The following is a 17,209-nucleotide window of genomic DNA, read 5'->3' as shown; positions in this document are numbered from 1 at the left end:
GGCGAGTTCTGCGGCTTAGAGCTCCTGCGCCCATTGATCGCTCGGCGATTGCGCTATAGATTTGCGCCGCGGCAAGCGGCCGCGCAAGCGATCAGGAGTTCTCATGCCGACTGGCACTGTCAAATTTTTTAACGACGACAAGGGGTTTGGCTTCATCACTCCGGAGAACGGAGGGGCGGATGTATTTGTGCACGTTTCTGCTCTGGAACGGGGCGGTTCTCTGAAAGAGGGACAAAAGGTAAGCTACGAGATAGGCCAGGACCGCAAGACCGGAAAATCAAAAGCCGAAAACGTTAGCGCGCTTTGATCAAGCTCGCGCGCTCATCCTAAAATCCGTCTAGCGCTGTTTCCAAGACCGTGCTCACCACTTGCCGGATCGGATAACTGCAGCCTCGATGTCGTTCTGCAGGGGCTTTGAGACAAAATTGCAGACATAGGATCGCGACCAGCACCTTCGCTAAAGTTCGCCCCGAACTTTCCGGAGGTGTCGCACAACCCGCTCGAATCGGAACGCGACCGTTTTTCCGGTCGCCTCCAGATTATGCAGGTAGAGCGCCTCGGCTGCCATGGCTCCACAATGATGTAATCGGATCGGAACAACTCTTCTCTCAATTGAGTTAACGGGCGTGGTGCCTTGTCAAGAGACATGAGGTGCAGCGATGCCATACAAATTCATGTTTGCCGGCCTGATATTAGCGATCGGCTGTACGACGGCCGCCGCCGCCATGGCCAAGAGCGACAAGGAATTTCTGAGCGACGCGATCAAAACCGACAATTCGGAAATCAGGCTCGGTGAACTCGCTGCGAAAATGGGCGGCAGCGACGGCGTACGCTCTTTCGCCCAGAAATTGATCAACGACCATCGCAAAGCCAAGGACGAAGCTACGGCTCTCGCCACAGATCTTGAGGTAAAGGTTACCGGCCTTGTGACCGCCGAGGCGCAAAACGAGATCGAAAAGCTTCAGCGCCTAAACGGCCCCGAATTCGATAAGGAGTTCGTGAACTATATCGTCTCGACCCACGAGAAGGATATTTCCGAATTCGGCGAAAAGGCCGGTGAGGGTGGCAGGCCGGTGCCGGAACTTGCAAAGAAAATGTTGCCGACGTTGCAACAGCACCTCCAACTTGCCCGTTCGCTGAGCGGGCATTGATCGCATGGCTGCTCGGGATCACTTCGGCTTGCTGCAGGAACGTCCGACGCGGCTTTCTTATCGCCGGAACTCATCGCCAACTCCAGTCAGCCATGCTTACCGCTGCCTTTGCGGGACCTCGTCCGGCCGGATTACAGGTGTATTGCCGACCGGCGGGGCCGGCTCGACGAAATCGCTATCGCCCGTCGAAGGTGGCTTTAAAACGCCATTGCAGTCGGACAATTTTTCTGTGCCGGATTTATTTGCCGGTCGTGAATTGTCTTCTGTCGTCGTCATATTCTGGTTCTGCTGCCGATCCGGCGCCTGGCAGCGATCCGGCTGTTTGGCGGGTGCCTGGGCAAAAGCCGATGCCGGCAGAAGCCCGATGGCACACATTACGCATATCCGCTTGGCCCAATCGAAAACCCTTGTCTCAACGGAGAGCATCTGTCCCTCCTTTGTGTCACTTCCGATAAAACATATCGGAGTCGGGGATGTTCCAGACTAAGCGTTCGGGCATCATTCTTCACGTCGCTATCGAACGTTGATCCTGGGGTGTTCACGTTGGAGATCACAATTCTGTAGGGAGCCGGTTGATCTGCAGTTTTGGCCGCTATCTTCCCGGAAGAAGCCGAAAGGAGGCAGTCCCATGGATCTATCTTCTGAAAACATAATTGCCGTTCTCGGACCCGTCGACGAAACCCTGGTTGCCGATATCCTGGCGACAGGAGCTTCGGTTCGCGATCTGGCCGAAGCCTGGGCTTGGGTGAATGCTGACGAAGCGCTGGTGAACGAAGGACGAAAACTGCCAACCGGAAAGGTAGCGGAGCTGGTCGATCTGCTGGAGATCGATGATGAAGAGCCTTGATCGTCAGACGCCCGTCAATTTTGGCTGATCGTCCAGGAGATCTGTCATGCCGGCTCTCACACAAATGCAGACACTGGTAACGAGAGGAAGCCGCGGGATTGGCGCTGGCATCGTCAAGACGTTGGCAGAACGAGGCGCCGGCCTATCACAGCTTTGCCGATAGGGGACAAATGGCTTGCCTTTAAGATCACGATCGGGCCACGGCAACAAAAAGGAATTGCCCTTGCCTCTTGATGCGAAACAGTATGGGTTTGTTCTGCTGACGGGACTTCGCCCACTGCTCTTCGATATCGGATGGTTGGGTTACGCTCTGGTTGTTGGCCGACACGATCACGTCGCCGGCCTCAAGACCGTTGTCAGCGGCGAGACTATCAGGTGCCACGTCTTGCACAAACACTCCGGCGGTGCCCGGCGGGACACCTAGCTGCTGAAGCGCTTCCTCCGGGATAGGACCGAGCGATAGTCCAAGCTGGTCGCCCGCTTCCGGCGTTGGCGCAATTGCACTCGTCGGTGTCTCGTCATCGGTGCGCTCGCCAATGGTTATCGTGACCTCCTGCGCAGAGCCGCCACGGTTGCTTGCGAGTGTTGCTGTCGTCCCGGGCTTTTGGTTCGTCACCGCAAGCGTCAGGTCACGGGGGCTCTGGATATCCCTTTTGTTAAAACGCGTGATCACATCACCCGACTGTACGTCTGCCTTTCCAGCGGGGCTACCGGGATCGACGGAAGCCACCAACGCCCCCTTGCTGTCCGGTATTCCGAGCGCCCGGGCAATCGATGGGGTGACCTCCTGGAGATGCACCCCGATAAAGCCGCGCTCGATCCGGCCCGTCCGGATCAACTGCTCGACGACGGGCCGGGCGGTGCGGGATGGTACTGCGAAACCAATGCCGATGCTGCCACCCGATGGCGAGACAATGGCGGTATTGACGCCGATCACTTCGCCCCGCGCATTGAACAGGGGGCCGCCGGAATTGCCCTGGTTGACTGAGGCGTCAGTTTGAAGAAAGTCGTCATAAGGGCCGGCTTGAATGTCGCGCGAACGAGCAGAAAGCACTCCGACAGTGACGGTTCCCCCGAGCCCGAAGGGGCTGCCGATCGCGATGGTCCAGGCACCCGGCTGCAAGGCGTCCGAGTCACCCCAGACGGTCGCCGCCATATCGGGCCGCGGATCTATTTTCAGCACCGCAATATCGGTTGCCGAATCATGACCGACGAGCCGAGCGGGCGCAGTGCGCTTATCGGTGAAGACGACATGAATTTCATTGGCATCAGCAACAACATGGTTGTTCGTGACGATATAGCCATCCTTGCTGATCACAAAACCGGAGCCAAGGGCCTCTCGCACCTGTGGCTGGACCGGTGCGGAGCCGCGGCCATCGAGAGGACTAAGGAAATCGTTCGTTGGCTGATCCTCGATAATCTGCCTGGTCGTGATTGCGACGACGGCCGGTATCTTCTGGCGTACGATAGCGGTGAAGTCGTTGGGGATTTCCTGCGCTGCGACCGGAGCAATACCGGCGGCCGAGAGCATCAGAATGCCAGCGATCATGCTGACATATATTCGCTTTTTCGAACCTGGAAACATGGTTTATCACTCCCGTTTCAGTAATTTCGATGGCGCAACCGGTTAAAGTTTCCCCGACTGCTTCCGCTATTATTCAAGCATCGAATTCGCAGCTGCCGCGCTCCAAACGCAGGCCCATGCTTCAAACCTGTCCGGTATTGATCCGAAAGGCCTTATCAAACCGGCGGTACGGACACGGAGTGTTCGGAACTGATCGCGGATTTGAGCCGTCGACTTCACGGAGTCTGCCGGCAGATATTATCGGTTAACGGGCGACGAGGCAGCGCCCTTTCGGTCGTATCCGTAACCAGATCCCTCCGGAAAAGTTCCCTGACGAGACTACGCCTTGCAACGAAACGATCTGCTGACCCAAATGGCCAAACGCGAAATAAATCCGGACGCGGTAGCCGCCTAACCGGCCGCTCCGCACGTCGTTCAAACGCTCTCTAAATGGAGGCTGAAATGAACCAGTGGACAAACGCCAAGCTCTGCGACGTAGCCAACCTGATCCTTGGAGCGATATTGTTCTTCTCTCCCTGGCTTTTCGCTTTCGCGGCAGGCCCGCAGTCGCAGAACTCGGCAGCCTGAACGCATCGCCGCCAGCTGCATAAACTCGTCTGCTATTGCCCCTTCAGGGCAACAGTCAGCGCGAGGACGGTTGCCCTTTATATCCGTGCACAGGCCGTCGCAGGCGATCGATCCGGCACTGGCGGATGAACCCATGAGAATGCCGGCGGCTTTCATCCTGATGCGCCGATCGCCCCATAAACTGCCGCGGAGGGCATTCCCTCGCCACATTTGCCACTAACAATCGCGGCTGTCTTTTCATCCGGTGAACATGAAAGGAAGTCGTCATGGAAATTCCAGGTAGCCCATTCTCATGTCCTGTGACTACGCGCCTGCAATCAGGCCTTGAACACACGTTTCAGAATGCATACGACGCTTTGGATTTTCTTGAGAACGAATGGCCGTCGCGTCGCGGGGAACTTTGGCACAGAGCGGTTCGCAAATGCCGTGCCGCGGTGGAAAATTCCGCACCCTCCGATATCGCCCAGGAAGCTTTCGTATCCGCTTGCCTTGAGGCGGGCATGCCCTTTGTCTGGACAGACGACATAGAATTCTCCCAGGCCCACCCGGGGAGAAGGACGGTTCCATCACATTGACTGGGGTGTTCCTCTGAGGTGGCGCACCTCCCCTGCCCTCGTCCCCTCACTTTCGACCACTGCGTTTTCTGCAAAAGGATGATCGTCATCCCAATTGTGCAGCAAGCGCGGTCGAAGGTGGGGCATTCTCTATCTTCAGGGTTGCGGTTTTGGGCGGCTCGTCATTCTCATCCGGATTGGGATTCGGCTCTTCGTCGGGCAAACGGTCTGGTTCAGGCTCCTTGATGGGAGGTATGGGCGTGACTGGTGGTGGCACCGGAGGTACAGGATGGGGAATGGGTTCGACAGGATCTTGAGCCATTGTAAATTTCCTTCCTGGCCCAAACCGAGATTCTGTAATTGGGTTCCAGTGCAGAGAAGCTCATTGCTGTCTGCGCAGGTGGCCAAAGCGAAAACCGCCTGATACGGCGGCACGAACCATCATCATTTCTCCGATCGTCTCATGCGTCATGAGGCCTATGAGATGATCCGCACTATCTACAACGGCGATGGCCGGCACATTTCCCTGCTGCATCAATCGCAAGCTCTCTTCCAGGCTTTTGCGATAATGGATTTTTGGAATATCGATGCGCATCGCGCTTGCGACAGGCGTGTCCGGACCCTTGTCCTTCAAGCTGCGGATCATGTCGTCACGCGTCAGAAGACCTTCAAAACGGCCGTCGGAATCGACCACCGGAAATTCGCGTTGTGTTGTCGCAAGCAGCATTTCAATTGCCTCGTCGATACTCGCCGAACGATCAAGCCTTGCGAATTTGGTGACCATGACATCGCTGATCAGAATGCTGCCGGAGACTTCGCGGATCTGCGCGTTCTGCGCTTCTGCCGCCGCTGCGAGATAAACGAAGATGCCGATGAAAATCAGCAGCGGGTTATAGAAGAGGCCCGCGAAAACAAAAACGAAGGCAAGCCCTTGGCCGGTCGCGGCGGCAATCTGTGTGGCACGCGACCAGGTGAGACGCGAGGCGAGAGCGGCGCGCAGCACCCGGCCTCCATCCATCGGAAAGGCGGGGATCATGTTGAAGAAGACAAGAAAGATGTTGACGCCGGCGAGCCTCGTCAAGAAGCCGATACCCGGATCATCGACTTTGACGATCTGCTCCACTCCCACCGATACGCCGAGCACAAGAACGATCAGCCCGGCGATCGCCACATTGACCAGCGGACCGGCGATGGCAATCAGCAGTTCCTGATATGGCTCTTCGGGCATGCGCTCAAGACGAGCGACACCACCAATCGGCAACAAGGTAATATCCGGCGTTTTGATCCCGAAGTAGCGCGCAACGGCGATATGACCGAACTCGTGCAATACGACGCAGGCAAAGACGGATAGGATGAAGGCAATGCCCTCCCACGCAGCCGGCGCGCCGCCCATCCGATAATGCGCGAGCCATACCCAGACAAGCAGGAGCGCAAAGGTGATGTGCATGCGCACTGCCGTGCCGCCGACCGTCCCGATCTTGAAGGACCAACCCATCAGGCACTCCCTTCCGTTCTCTTTTTGCCGGCGATGACGTTCCCCGTACACCAACAACGAAGTTGCATGGCTTCCGGTTGCCTGGCGAGGATTTCGGCTGCGCCGAGCAGTGCCTATCCTGGACGACGTACCGTCCTTCCTGTTGCCGAAGCGCGGATGGAAGCGTGAATGCCGCCCAGGCGGCAAGCGCCCCCAGCGACCCTCCGTGCAGCAAGCCCAGAGCAAAACCAACTTGGCTGGAAGCCGGACTTGGCAGAAACTGACAGAGCGCGACGAGGTCTGCATACCCCGACGCGTCAATCCATTTCCGGCGGATGAGCAGCTCGTTGCGGAAATAGGCTGCTACTCCGCAGGAATTCACAGTCCACGCACTCTCGAAATCCGATATCGGGAACCGAGAATAGAGGCAAAGAGTTAGACCTGGAACCGGGCAGGAACTGGCGAGTTGATCGAAACGTCCACCATAGGAGAGACCCCATGGCTAACCGAGCCGATCATGATCCGCGTCACCATACGCAGAAGATGCAACGGCATCTTCAGGAGACAATGGACCATCTCCGGGAAGATATCGAAAAAGTCGATGAACCTCAGTTGAAGGCGATGTTCGAGACATCCGCGGAAGTGCTGGGCGGTCTGAAGAAGGCATTCTCCGACTATGAGCAAAAAAACGAGGCCGCGTGGCAATGACTGCGGACGACCATCTTCGAACCTGAAGTTGCGGCAACTCCGCTTCTCGTCAGGAACCTAAGCCGGCTTCCCAAGTTTCGGGTGCTTGCGCAGCAATCTTCGGAGGCATCCCTTGGCTCAAGCTCAGCGCGCCGTTCCTGATGACGAAGCGAACCGCCCAACCGATCCCCAAGACGAGAACCGGGAAAGGGAGGAGCAGGCATCCGATCAGAAGGAACACGAAAAGAAGCCCTCGCTCATCCGCCGGCATCCCTGGAGGATCATTTTAGCGGCCATTGCGCTGATCGCGCTGGTGTTGGCGGCCTATTTCGTCTGGCTGATCTATTTCCATCCCTACGAGACGACCGACGACGCCTTTGTGGACGCCCGCAGCTTCTCGCTGGCAGCCAAGGTTTCCGGTTATATCGATGAGGTTGCCGTCCGTGACAACCAGCACGTCGCTGCTGGCGCGGTGATCGCCAGGATCAACCCGCGCGACTATCAGATTGCCGTCGATCAGGCCGAGGCCCAGATCGAATACGCAAACGCTGCGATCGCCAATGCCGCCGCCCAGATCGAGGTTGCAACCGCGGCCGTGGACGAAGCGCGTGCGCAAGAAGCCTCCACCGTGGCTGCACTGCAATTTGCCCAGGACGAGGCGACCCGCGAGCGCCGGCTCGTCCAGGGCGGAGCCGGCAGCCAACAGGCCTCGCAGCAGGCTGAGGCGAACCTGCGGCAGGCTCAGGCCGCCTATAGTCAGGCGCAAGCACGCGTCACGTCGGCAATGAAGAACAAAGTGGCTGCCGAGGCCCAGCGCAATAGCGCCGCCGCCAGCCTCAAGCAGGCAGAAACCCAGCGGGAAAGCGCTGAGCAGAATCTTAATTATACCACGCTGACCGCAGCTCAGCCCGGGCGCGTCGTGAAACTGAGCGGCTCGAAGGGCCAGTTCGTCGAAGCCGGCCAGGCGATCGCCATGTTCGTTCCAGACGAAATCTGGGTGACCGCGAATTTCAAGGAAACGCAACTCGCCGACATGCGGCCCGGCCAGCCGGTCGATCTGACGATCGACGCTTATCCGGACCACGTCCTGCACGGCAAGGTGGACTCGGTCCAGCCGGGTTCGGGCACGGCCTTCTCTCTGTTGCCCGCAGAAAACGCGACCGGCAACTACGTGAAGGTAATTCAGCGCGTGCCGGTGAAAATCGTCGTCGACCAATGGCCGACGGATGTGGGGATCGGTCCCGGCATGTCGGTCGTACCGACCGTGACCGTGAGACCAAGGAACTGACATGGCCAATGCAGCGACGACAGGCGGTGCCGGCGAAGAACGTGCGGACCGCAGCACCAATCCATGGCTGGTGGCGGTGGTCGTTGCTCTCGCCGTCTTCATGGAAGTACTGGACACGACGATCGCCAATGTCGCGCTACGCTATATTTCCGGCGGCCTGGCGATCAGTTCCGACGAAGCTTCCTGGGTCGTCACGACTTATCTCATTTCCAATGCAATCGCTCTGATCGCTTCGAGTTTCGTCGCCCAGCGTTACGGCCGCAAGCGCTTCTATCTCATCTGCCTTGCGCTTTTTACGGTCGCATCAATTCTCTGCGGGCTCGCCTGGAACCTGCCCTCGCTCCTGATCTTCCGGATGATCCAGGGTTTTGCCGGCGGCGGCATGGTACCGGTGTCGCAATCGATCCTCAGCGATTCTTTTCCGCCGGAAAAACGCGGTCAGGGTTTTGCGGTGTTCGGCATCGCAGTGGTCGTTGCTCCGGTGATCGGCCCAACGCTCGGCGGCTACATCTCCGACAACTTCTCCTGGCACTGGTGTTTCCTGATCAACGGGCCTGTCGGCGCCTTCGCCCTTGTGCTCGTCTATCTCCTGGTGCAGGAGCCGGAAGCGCTGCGCAAGAAGCGTGAGGAAATGCGGCGTCAGGGTATGCGTTTCGACGTGATCGGGTTTCTCCTGGTCGCGACTTTCCTCGGGGCGCTGGAGCTGGTGCTTGACCGCGGTCAGGTGGAGGACTGGTTTGACTCGACCTTCATCATCGTCACCTCCGTGATCTGCGTCTCTGCCTTGCTGGCCTCGATCCCATGGCTTCTGACGGCGAAAAATCCTGCCGCCGATATCAGGCTGCTCGCCACCCGGCAGTTCAGCTCCTGCTTTATCGTCATGCTGGCAACCGGCGCAATTCTGATTGCCACGACGCAGTTCGTGCCGCAGGTGCTGCAGCAAAACTACGGGTACACCGCCACTTGGGCCGGCCTGGCGCTGTCTCCCGGCGGTTTCGTGACCATGGTCATGATGTTCGTCGCCGGGCAGTTGAGTTCGAAAGTCCAGCCAAAATACCTGATCGCCATCGGCGCCGGCATTATTGCCTTCGCGATGTATGATGTGACCCGTTTGAACCCCGACCTGAACTTCGGTTTTTTCGTCTGGTCGAGGCTCTATCTGGGGCTCGGCCTGCCGCTCATCTTCATTCCGATCACCTCGGCGTCCTATGCCGGGCTCAGGCCGGACCAGACGGACCAAGCTTCCGCGCTCATCAATGCGGCGCGCAACACCGGTGGTTCGATCGGCGTATCGATCGCCTCCAACGTGCTTGCCCATCGCGAACAGTGGCACCAGAGCCGGCTGGTGGAGCACATCGTGCCCTCCGACCCGGCCTTTTTCGAGACGATGCGGAACCTGCAGCATTTCCTTACGGAGCGCGGCTCGTCCATGGCGGATGCGCAAAACCAGGCAATCGGCCTTATCGGCGAACAGGTACGGACGCAGGCGAGTTATCTCGCCTATATCGATGTCTTCCATGTGCTTGCGGTCATCTCTGCCTGCGCGATCCCGCTGGCGCTCGTCCTGCGCAATATAGATTTGAAGACCGGTGGCGGCGGTGGGGCGCACTGACGCGTTCCGCGAACGATGCAGGGTTCATTGCTGTCGCCCAGGCTCATCGCGAAGTAGAGCATCGCTCTATTCACCGAATGGATAGGTTTCCGGCATGCCACGATGATGCTCGGGGCCGAGCGGCGTCACCGCTTGGGTCTCGTCGAACCAGACATAGGCATCGAACTGCTCGGGAAGGACCGCCTGACTGTAGTGGCTCCACAGTTCCGTGTCGGGTCGGTAGATGACGCCGATGAAGCGCTCGAGCCGCGGCTCCGAGAGGCGGCGTCTCAAAGGCTCGTGTTTGCCAGGCGAAAGGTCGAGAAGGAAGCGGTGCTTATCCGCCTCATGGCACAGGCGCTCGTAGCTATCGTGGCGAGAGGGATTGACACGCATGATTTGCATGTCGCCATCCCAGTCGTTCGCGGCGGCCACCGTGCCGGTATGGGTGCCAAAACCGATCAAGGCCGCCTCGCCTGCGAAAGCCTCTCTGCAGAGTTGGCCGATGTTGAGCTCATCACGGGTTGCGCCCATATCGGTAAAGCGCGCGTCGCCGACGTGGCTGTTATGCGCCCAGACGACCGCCTTGGCATCCGGTCCCTTCGCGTCAAGCAGGTGCTGCAACGTTTCGAACATGTGGGTGTCGCGCAGGTTCCAGCTTTCGGCTCCGCCATAATACATGATGCGGTAATAGCGCTCCGCGGATGCGATCAGCCGGGCGTTCTGGGTGGCATCGAGAAAGGCGTCGCCATCGTTCTTCGCATAGTCGAGCCGCTTGCGCAGCAACGCCTGGCACTGCTCGATCACCGCCTGCTCGCATTCCACATAGCCGCGGCTGAGCGCCGCCCGGCCGTAGGTGGCTGGGTTCTTCTGCCAGGGCGTCAGACAGCCATAACGCTCGCGCGCCACTGCCGCCGCCTGCGGATCGACTCGATCCAGATAATCCAGCACGGCGCCGATCGAGCCGGACATGTTGTAGATGTCGAGCCCGTAGAAGCCGGCCCGATCCTCCATGGCGTCGAGACCCGCATTGCGCTCCCGCATCCATTCGGTCAGTGCCCGAACTTCCGTGTTGCGCCACATCCAAGTCGGGAAGCGTTGGAACGAAGGCTCCTCACGTTCGGACGCGGTCCGGTGTCGGACGTATCGGTCAACTCTCGCCGCATCCGGCCAATCCGCCTCGACTGCGACAATCGTGTATCCCCGATGGACGATCAGGTGGCGCGTGATTGCGGCACGGGCTCGATAAAATTCAGCCGTCCCGTGGCTTGCTTCGCCCAGCAAAACCACACGTCGGTCGCCGAAGCGGTCGAACAGGCGACCGAAGGCGGGATCGTCGAAATCCGGCAGGTCCTCGGCCGCTTGGGCAATCATCTCCGGCAGGCTCTGCTTGCGCGAGGCGCCGGACTTGTGATTGCTCGCGGCGCGCCGACCATCCTCGGACCATCCCTGCTCCCCGATCAGCGGCACGAACATCACCGCTCCGAGGAGCGATTCCTCATAGCTCGTCGCGGTGCACCGGACGACCTTGCAGAGGGTCTGGCCAGACTCCTTTCCCACGGGGATCACCAGCCGCCCGCCCACCGCGAGTTGCTCCTTCAGTGCCGGCGGCACCGCCGGACCGCCTGCGGCCACCAGGATAGCGTCAAAGGGTGCATGCTCCGGCAGTCCGCGTGTACCGTCGCCGGCGATCACGTCGATATTGTCGTAGCCGAGATCCGTCAGCCGCTGTCTTGCGGATGCGACCAGAGCTCCATGCCGTTCGATTGCATAGACGCGCTCGGCGATTTGACCGATCACCGCCGCCGCATATCCGGAACCGGCGCCGACCTCGAGCACGCGGTCACCCGGACGCACCTCCGCCGCCTCGATCATCGCAGCAACGATATAGGGCTGGGAGATGGTTTGCCCCGCCTCGATCGACAGCGGGGTGTCCTCATAGGCGAATTCTGCCATGCCGTCGGCAACGAAATGTTCCCTCGACACGGTGCGCATCGCGTTGAGGACATGCGCATCCCGTATCCCGCGCCGCTTTATGTGGACCTCGACCATGTGATCGCGCATGCGCTGGTAGTCGGCCATCCCGGCCTCTCCTTTTTCCACCTTTCCCTGTCGGACGCCGAACCTGTCACCTCCTGTCACAGGACCGGTTCAGGCGCTAGCCAACAAAGATCGGGAAGCGCTCAGCATCGATCGACATAGCGGTTTCCGTTGCTGTCGCGGTAGTAGCAGCGGCCGGGTTGCCCGGCGACATTCCCGATCAGGGCGCCGGACACGCCACCCACGGCCGCACCAACCGCGGCGCCGCGAACATTGCCCGTTGCTACGCCGCCGACGACTGCACCCGTGGCAGCGCCAATCCCGGCACCCTTCTCTGTTGACGTGCAAGCTGTCAGGCACAACCCGACACAGCCGATGACCATGAACTTCTTCATTTGAATCTCCGTTCCAATTTGCCCCCGAGATTGGCTTGTCTCCTTGGCCGTCATGGCACGCGACAGGCCGAGCGTCGGCTTTGACTGGACCGTCACGCCGAATTTTGTAAACCGGGACGGCTGCCCGAAGTTCCAAAACAATTGAGGATGGCTCGAACGGCCTGATGGATCAGTCGGATCACGAGCGCGTTAGGTCGTTTTAAAAGACGGCGTAAGCGTATCGCTGTCGGAACAGGCGTCTCATCCGGCGCTCCGTGCGAAGGTGTCGTCGAAGATGATGCAGGAGCTTTTTCATGACACATCTGGTCGAACCACAGCATCATGTCTCGCTCGACGATTACGAGGGCGTTGCGTATCTCAGCACGATGGTGCGCGAGCTGCGCCACGAGGCAAAGAGCCTGCTCCCAGTGCTCAAGGGACACCGGGTGTGGATGGTCAACAGCACCCGTCACGGCGGCGGCGTGGCCGAGCTGCTGCCGCCGCTTCTCGCGCTGCTGCGCGAACTCGGCATCGATGCCAACTGGCTCGTGATGGACACCGATGATCCAGACTTCTTTCGACTGACCAAGCGGCTGCACAACCTGATCCATGGCCACGATGATCCGAACCTTGGCCAAGCGGAGCGCGATCTCTACAGCCGGGTCAGTCGCGATACGGCGGAGGCAATTGCGCGCTATGTCTCACCCCGAGACGTGCTGGTCGTCCACGACCCTCAACCGCTGGGAGCAGGCGCGATCTTGAGGAAGAAAATGGACATCACGGCGATCTGGCGCTGCCATATCGGCCTTGATCGAGAGACACCTCAAACCCAAGCCGCCTGGAGTTTCCTTGAAGAAGCCGCATCTGCCTATGATCATGCGGTGTTCACGGCCCCGGAGTATATTCCCCGTTGTCTCGCTGGTCGGGCAGCGATCATTCATCCCGCCATTGATCCGCTCAGCCACAAGAACAGGGATCTATCGGTCCATAAGCTGGTCGGCATGCTTGCCAACGGTGGCCTGATCCGGGCGCCCGGCCCGATGCTGACGCCACCATTCCCTGACCCCGCGAGACGGCTTCAGCGCGACGGGACATGGGCACCCGCCACCGAACACGAAGATATCGGACTTCTCCATCGCCCTATCGTGACACAGATTTCTCGATGGGATCGGCTAAAGGGCTTCCTTCCGCTGATGGAGGGTTTCGTCACCCTCAAGCGCGAGCTGGAAAGCAGAACCGACCTCCAGGAGCGGCATCGACGATCCCTGCAATTAGCGCGGCTGGTCCTGGCAGGCCCCGATCCGGGCTCGATCGAGGATGATCCGGAGGGCAAGGAGGCGCTGGCGGAGCTCCGCAATGCCTATGCAGGCTTGACGCCGGAGCTCCAAGCCGACGTCGCAATCGTCGTGCTGCCGATGAGTTCGAAGAAGCACAACGCGCTGCTCGTCAATGCGCTGCAGCGTTGCTCGGATATCGTGGTGCAGAACTCCTTGCAGGAGGGGTTCGGGTTGACCGCGACGGAAGCCATGTGGAAGCACACCGCCGTTATCGGGTCGCAGGCCGCGGGGCTGCGGCAGCAAATCCGCCCAGGCCTGGATGGATATCTGGTGGCAAATCCGGAGGACCCCCGCGAAATCACGGCTGCGCTCGATGATTTGCTACGGGACCAGTGGAAGCGAGAGGTGCTCGGCCAGCGTGCTCAGCAACGCGTTCACGACAACTTCCTGATTTTTACGCAGGTCCGGCACTGGCTCGTATTGATCGCACGCTCCTTGGCCGGCTGAAATTCCGTCCCCTGCAAGGTTGAGAGTGCCAAGCCGCTTATTGGAACACTATCGACGTTGGCGTGTTCTTCATCGCAAGATGCGCCAACATGTGCCCGCGGACGCATGCCACATGATTTGGCCGCTGTCGCGGCCGGCAGCGGCGAACTGTATCGAGGAAATCGGCAAGCTCGAGAACATGCTGCCGGCACTCTGCCGGAAAGCCTCAAGCTGCCGGGATTGCGACGGAGCGATGAAAGAGCGGCACGCGAAGCAAGCGATTGGTGCTGAGCCGGGCGAAGCCAAGACCCCGCAGCAGATCCTGCAACTCATGACCACCGAACATTTCGTGCTGCAGACCGCCCGTGCGGCAACAATCCAGGAGGCGAACCAACGTGCCAATCTGTTTCTGACATCAGTTTCGAGTGCGACGATCGCCCTTGCCTTCGTCGCGCAAGTCACACAGATGGGGCAGCCGTTTGTCTTGTTCAGCCTAATCCTGCTGCCATGCCTCTATTTCATCGGTCTTGTAACATTCGTGCGAACCGTTCAGGTCGCTATCGAAGACATGGTGCATGCACGCGGCATCGCGCGAATCCGCCACTTTTATGTCGAGGTCGCGCCGCCGATGGAAAAATATCTGATCCATTCCACTCATGACGACGACCAGGCCGTGTTGAGCGACAAGGCCTTCAGGCCGTCGCGCTGGCAATCATTCATGAGCACGGCGGGCCTAGTGAGCGTCATCGCCGGTGCGATTGCCGGAGTCTTTGCCGGTGTGGTCGTCAAGACGGCCGCCGGCTCGAGCGTTACCGTCGCCGTTATTCTGGGGGTCGCCATTTTCGCAATAAACGTTGCCGTAATGCGGCGTTATCACGTCCGGAACTGGATCACCGCAGAGCAAAGATTGCCGGTTCTGTTTCCCAGCGCCTGATCTTGCGACAAGCCTTCGCCGTTGAGCGGATATTCGCTCCGGTGACCTGCTTGCGCCGGGTCGCCGAATTTTCGCTGGACCATCTGCCAAAGCTGATTAGAGGCGCGGGTTTCCGATAAAACGTCGGAACAATTGGTTCTCACGGCAGTTCCGTCGGTTGTCTTGTCAGGAGGCCCCATGGCGGTCGATCGTTCCAACTCGCATATTCGTTCGGAGGTCGTGGATCTGATACCCGCGCTCCGATCCTTCGCGCGGCGATTTCACCGGACATCGACCGACGTCGATGATCTCGTGCAAGAGACCCTTCTCAGAGCGCTGGCGAATATCGACAAATTTCAACCGGGGACCAGCCTGAAATCCTGGCTCTTCACCATCATGCGGAACACGTTCTGCACGAAGTTCGGGCTTGCCAAGCGGGAGGTGATCGGTCTGGGAGAAGGCATTTCGCCACAGCCGTCGGTCCAGGCGCCTCAAGAATGGTCGGTTCGTGCCCGGGAACTCGAGAAAGCATTTTCGGAGTTGCCCGCTCACTATCGGCAGGCTCTGGATATCGTCCTGATCCAGGGGGAGAGCTACGAGGTTGCGGCACAACGTTGCGACTGCCCGCTCGGGACGATCAAGAGCCGGGTCAACCGTGCCCGCATCCATCTTGCCGCCCAGCTCGGAGAAAATATCTAGTCCAATATCGGCGCCCCGTCGTGGAAGGAGACGCCGAGAGATTGGCCGCAAGGATGACAGGAACAATCCCTACCGGCTGCCGTTAGGCGCCTATTCAACCGCCGGATCTCCCAACGAAAGGCAGCCCCGATGGACAAAGGGACCTCAAGCTCCGCCCTTCCGACCTGCGCAATCTCGCTCAACATCAACGGCACGAACCGCGTGCTTGATATTCACCCATGGGTCACATTGCTCGATCTGCTGCGCGGTCCGATGGAGTTGACGGGCACCAAGAAAGGCTGCGACCACGGCCAGTGTGGCGCCTGTACGGTCCTCATTAACGGCGAACGGATGAACGCATGCCTGAAGCTCGCCGTGTCAATCGACGGCGCCGAGATCACCACGATCGAAGGGCTGGGAACGCCGCTAGACATGCATCCGATGCAAAAGGCCTTCGTGGAGCACGACGCTTTTCAATGCGGTTACTGCACGGCCGGCCAGATCTGTTCCGCTGTCGGCCTTGTCGCCGAAGGCCGCGCTCACCGCCGCGCCAAGATCCGGGAGCTGATGAGCGGCAATCTCTGTCGCTGCGGCGCCTATACCAATATCGCCGATGCGATCGAGCATGTCCTCGACCGGGAAGGTGTAACACCTCTGCGGGAGGCTGCGGAATGAGACCGTTTTCCTATACCCGCGCCGAAACCGTGCAGGATGCCGTTATCGCGCTTGCGGCAGATCCGGGCGCGCAGCTTCTCGCCGGCGGCACCAATCTGGTCGACCTGATGAAATACGACGTCGCGCACCCGACTGCGATCGTCGATATCAACCGGCTGCCCCTGAAGGAGATCGAGGATCTGCCCGGCGGCGGCTTGCGCATCGGAGCGCTCGCCAGCAATTCGGCCGTGGCTTATGACAGGCGTGTTCAGGAGCGCTATCCGCTGCTCTCCAGTGCCATTTTGGCCGGCGCCTCTCCGCAGCTTCGCAATGCCGCCACCACCGGCGGAAACCTGCTGCAACGCACCCGTTGCTTCTATTTCTATGATCCCTCTACCCCCTGCAACAAGCGCGAACCGGGCTCCGGCTGTTCCGCGATTGGCGGAACCAACCGCATTCACGCCATTCTCGGCGCAAGTGACAAGTGCATCGCGACCCACCCCTCGGATATGTGTGTGGCGCTTGCGGCGCTGGGCGCGACGGTGGAAATCGAGGGACCGGAAGGACGGCGTGATCTTGCCATGACAGACTTCCACCGGCTTCCCGGCGATCAACCTGAGCGCGACAACACCTTGGCCCCTGGTGAGATGGTGACGGCCATCCGCCTCGAAGGCAATCACTTCGCCCGCCACCATACCTATCTGAAACTGCGCGGCCGTCTTTCCTACGCGTTTGCGCTCGTTTCGGTAGCGGCAGCCATCGATATCGCCGACGGCGAAATCGTCGACCTGCGCGTGGCGCTGGGCGGCGTCGCCCATAAACCTTGGCGCGATACGTTGGCGGAGGCCGAGTTCGCCGGACAGCCGGCGGACGAGGCTACTTTCCGCGGTATCGCCGGGCGGCTCCTTGCTGCAGCCAAGGGCCAGGGCGGCAATGATTTCAAAATCCCCCTCGCGGAAAAGGCGATCGTCCGAGCCCTCAGACAGGCCGCCTCCGGCACGCCGCAGGATCAGGTCGTCAAAGCCGTACAGTGAGGAGGCAGG

Annotated in this window: 17 protein-coding genes and 1 pseudogene; 13 read left to right on the top strand and 5 right to left on the bottom strand. The window is 59.8% G+C overall.

The genetic code is table 11. The features are described from left to right. Positions 1-103 precede the first annotated feature (103 nt). From AC1D3C_RS05585 to AC1D3C_RS05575, 3 genes are all read left to right on the top strand, one after another. Entirely contained in the window at positions 104-307 is a 204-nt protein-coding gene (locus tag AC1D3C_RS05585) for a cold-shock protein (protein ID WP_040125038.1), read from the top strand. A 352-nt stretch (positions 308-659) separates the two neighbouring features. Next, positions 660-1,151 carry a DUF4142 domain-containing protein gene (locus AC1D3C_RS05580; protein ID WP_477482162.1) on the top strand — a complete coding sequence of 164 codons (492 nt, stop codon included), beginning with the start codon at positions 660-662 and terminating at the stop codon, positions 1,149-1,151. A 628-nt stretch (positions 1,152-1,779) separates the two neighbouring features. Further along, the gene (locus AC1D3C_RS05575) at positions 1,780-1,998 is read left to right on the top strand and encodes a hypothetical protein (RefSeq protein WP_477482161.1); all 219 of its coding nucleotides are present in this window, start codon (positions 1,780-1,782) and stop codon (positions 1,996-1,998) included. 187 nt (positions 1,999-2,185) lie between these two features. On the opposite strand, the gene AC1D3C_RS05570 is transcribed toward AC1D3C_RS05575, so the two are convergent. After that, complete coding sequence (locus AC1D3C_RS05570; protein ID WP_477482160.1) at positions 2,186-3,583, bottom strand: Do family serine endopeptidase; 1,398 nt, start codon at positions 3,581-3,583, stop codon at positions 2,186-2,188. 441 nt (positions 3,584-4,024) lie between these two features. Here AC1D3C_RS05570 and AC1D3C_RS05565 point away from each other — a divergent pair, with 441 nt between their 5' ends. Together AC1D3C_RS05565 and AC1D3C_RS05560 are read left to right on the top strand one after the other, a co-directional pair. Beyond that, complete coding sequence (locus AC1D3C_RS05565; protein WP_275452114.1) at positions 4,025-4,150, top strand: hypothetical protein; 126 nt, start codon at positions 4,025-4,027, stop codon at positions 4,148-4,150. 266 nt (positions 4,151-4,416) lie between these two features. Then, on the top strand, positions 4,417-4,725 hold the full coding sequence (locus AC1D3C_RS05560) for a DUF982 domain-containing protein (protein WP_477482159.1): 309 nt from the start codon (positions 4,417-4,419) through the stop codon (positions 4,723-4,725). Between the two features lie 361 nt (positions 4,726-5,086). On the opposite strand, the gene AC1D3C_RS05555 is transcribed toward AC1D3C_RS05560, so the two are convergent. Then, on the bottom strand, positions 5,087-6,199 hold the full coding sequence (locus AC1D3C_RS05555; RefSeq protein WP_477482158.1) for a site-2 protease family protein: 1,113 nt from the start codon (positions 6,197-6,199) through the stop codon (positions 5,087-5,089). A 148-nt stretch (positions 6,200-6,347) separates the two neighbouring features. Next, positions 6,348-6,536, bottom strand: a pseudogene (locus tag AC1D3C_RS05550) (chromate transporter); the annotation flags it as partial. 140 nt (positions 6,537-6,676) lie between these two features. Between AC1D3C_RS05550 and AC1D3C_RS05545 the strand changes: the two are divergent. From AC1D3C_RS05545 to AC1D3C_RS05535, 3 genes are all read left to right on the top strand, one after another. Continuing rightward, positions 6,677-6,886, top strand: coding sequence for a hypothetical protein (locus tag AC1D3C_RS05545; protein ID WP_040125048.1), 210 nt, complete (start codon positions 6,677-6,679; stop codon positions 6,884-6,886). Positions 6,887-6,998: 112 nt separating this feature from the next. Further along, positions 6,999-8,153 carry an HlyD family secretion protein gene (locus AC1D3C_RS05540; RefSeq protein WP_477482157.1) on the top strand — a complete coding sequence of 385 codons (1,155 nt, stop codon included), beginning with the start codon at positions 6,999-7,001 and terminating at the stop codon, positions 8,151-8,153. A 1-nt stretch (position 8,154) separates the two neighbouring features. After that, entirely contained in the window at positions 8,155-9,765 is a 1,611-nt protein-coding gene (locus tag AC1D3C_RS05535) for a DHA2 family efflux MFS transporter permease subunit (RefSeq protein WP_477482156.1), read from the top strand. A 66-nt stretch (positions 9,766-9,831) separates the two neighbouring features. On the opposite strand, the gene AC1D3C_RS05530 is transcribed toward AC1D3C_RS05535, so the two are convergent. Continuing rightward, positions 9,832-11,826, bottom strand: coding sequence for a protein-L-isoaspartate(D-aspartate) O-methyltransferase (locus AC1D3C_RS05530; protein ID WP_477482155.1), 1,995 nt, complete (start codon positions 11,824-11,826; stop codon positions 9,832-9,834). Between the two features lie 101 nt (positions 11,827-11,927). Continuing rightward, positions 11,928-12,179 carry a YMGG-like glycine zipper-containing protein gene (locus tag AC1D3C_RS05525; RefSeq protein ID WP_040125054.1) on the bottom strand — a complete coding sequence of 84 codons (252 nt, stop codon included), beginning with the start codon at positions 12,177-12,179 and terminating at the stop codon, positions 11,928-11,930. A gap of 293 nt (positions 12,180-12,472) precedes the next feature. Here AC1D3C_RS05525 and AC1D3C_RS05520 point away from each other — a divergent pair, with 293 nt between their 5' ends. From AC1D3C_RS05520 to AC1D3C_RS05500, 5 genes are all read left to right on the top strand, one after another. Beyond that, positions 12,473-13,942 (top strand): glycosyltransferase, encoded by a 1,470-nt coding sequence (locus AC1D3C_RS05520; RefSeq protein ID WP_477482154.1) that lies wholly within the window; start codon positions 12,473-12,475, stop codon positions 13,940-13,942. 112 nt (positions 13,943-14,054) lie between these two features. Beyond that, positions 14,055-14,855 (top strand): hypothetical protein, encoded by an 801-nt coding sequence (locus tag AC1D3C_RS05515; RefSeq protein ID WP_477482153.1) that lies wholly within the window; start codon positions 14,055-14,057, stop codon positions 14,853-14,855. A 177-nt stretch (positions 14,856-15,032) separates the two neighbouring features. Beyond that, entirely contained in the window at positions 15,033-15,533 is a 501-nt protein-coding gene (locus AC1D3C_RS05510; protein WP_051900518.1) for a sigma-70 family RNA polymerase sigma factor, read from the top strand. Positions 15,534-15,662: 129 nt separating this feature from the next. After that, on the top strand, positions 15,663-16,187 hold the full coding sequence (locus AC1D3C_RS05505) for a (2Fe-2S)-binding protein (RefSeq protein WP_477482152.1): 525 nt from the start codon (positions 15,663-15,665) through the stop codon (positions 16,185-16,187). Beyond that, complete coding sequence (locus AC1D3C_RS05500) at positions 16,184-17,200, top strand: FAD binding domain-containing protein (protein ID WP_477482151.1); 1,017 nt, start codon at positions 16,184-16,186, stop codon at positions 17,198-17,200. Before AC1D3C_RS05505 ends, AC1D3C_RS05500 begins: the two co-directional genes overlap by 4 nt. Positions 17,201-17,209 lie beyond the last annotated feature (9 nt).

The sequence above is a fragment of the Neorhizobium sp. P1_A6 genome, from assembly GCF_056406795.1.
This window is presented reverse-complemented; position numbering and strand designations above follow the sequence as displayed.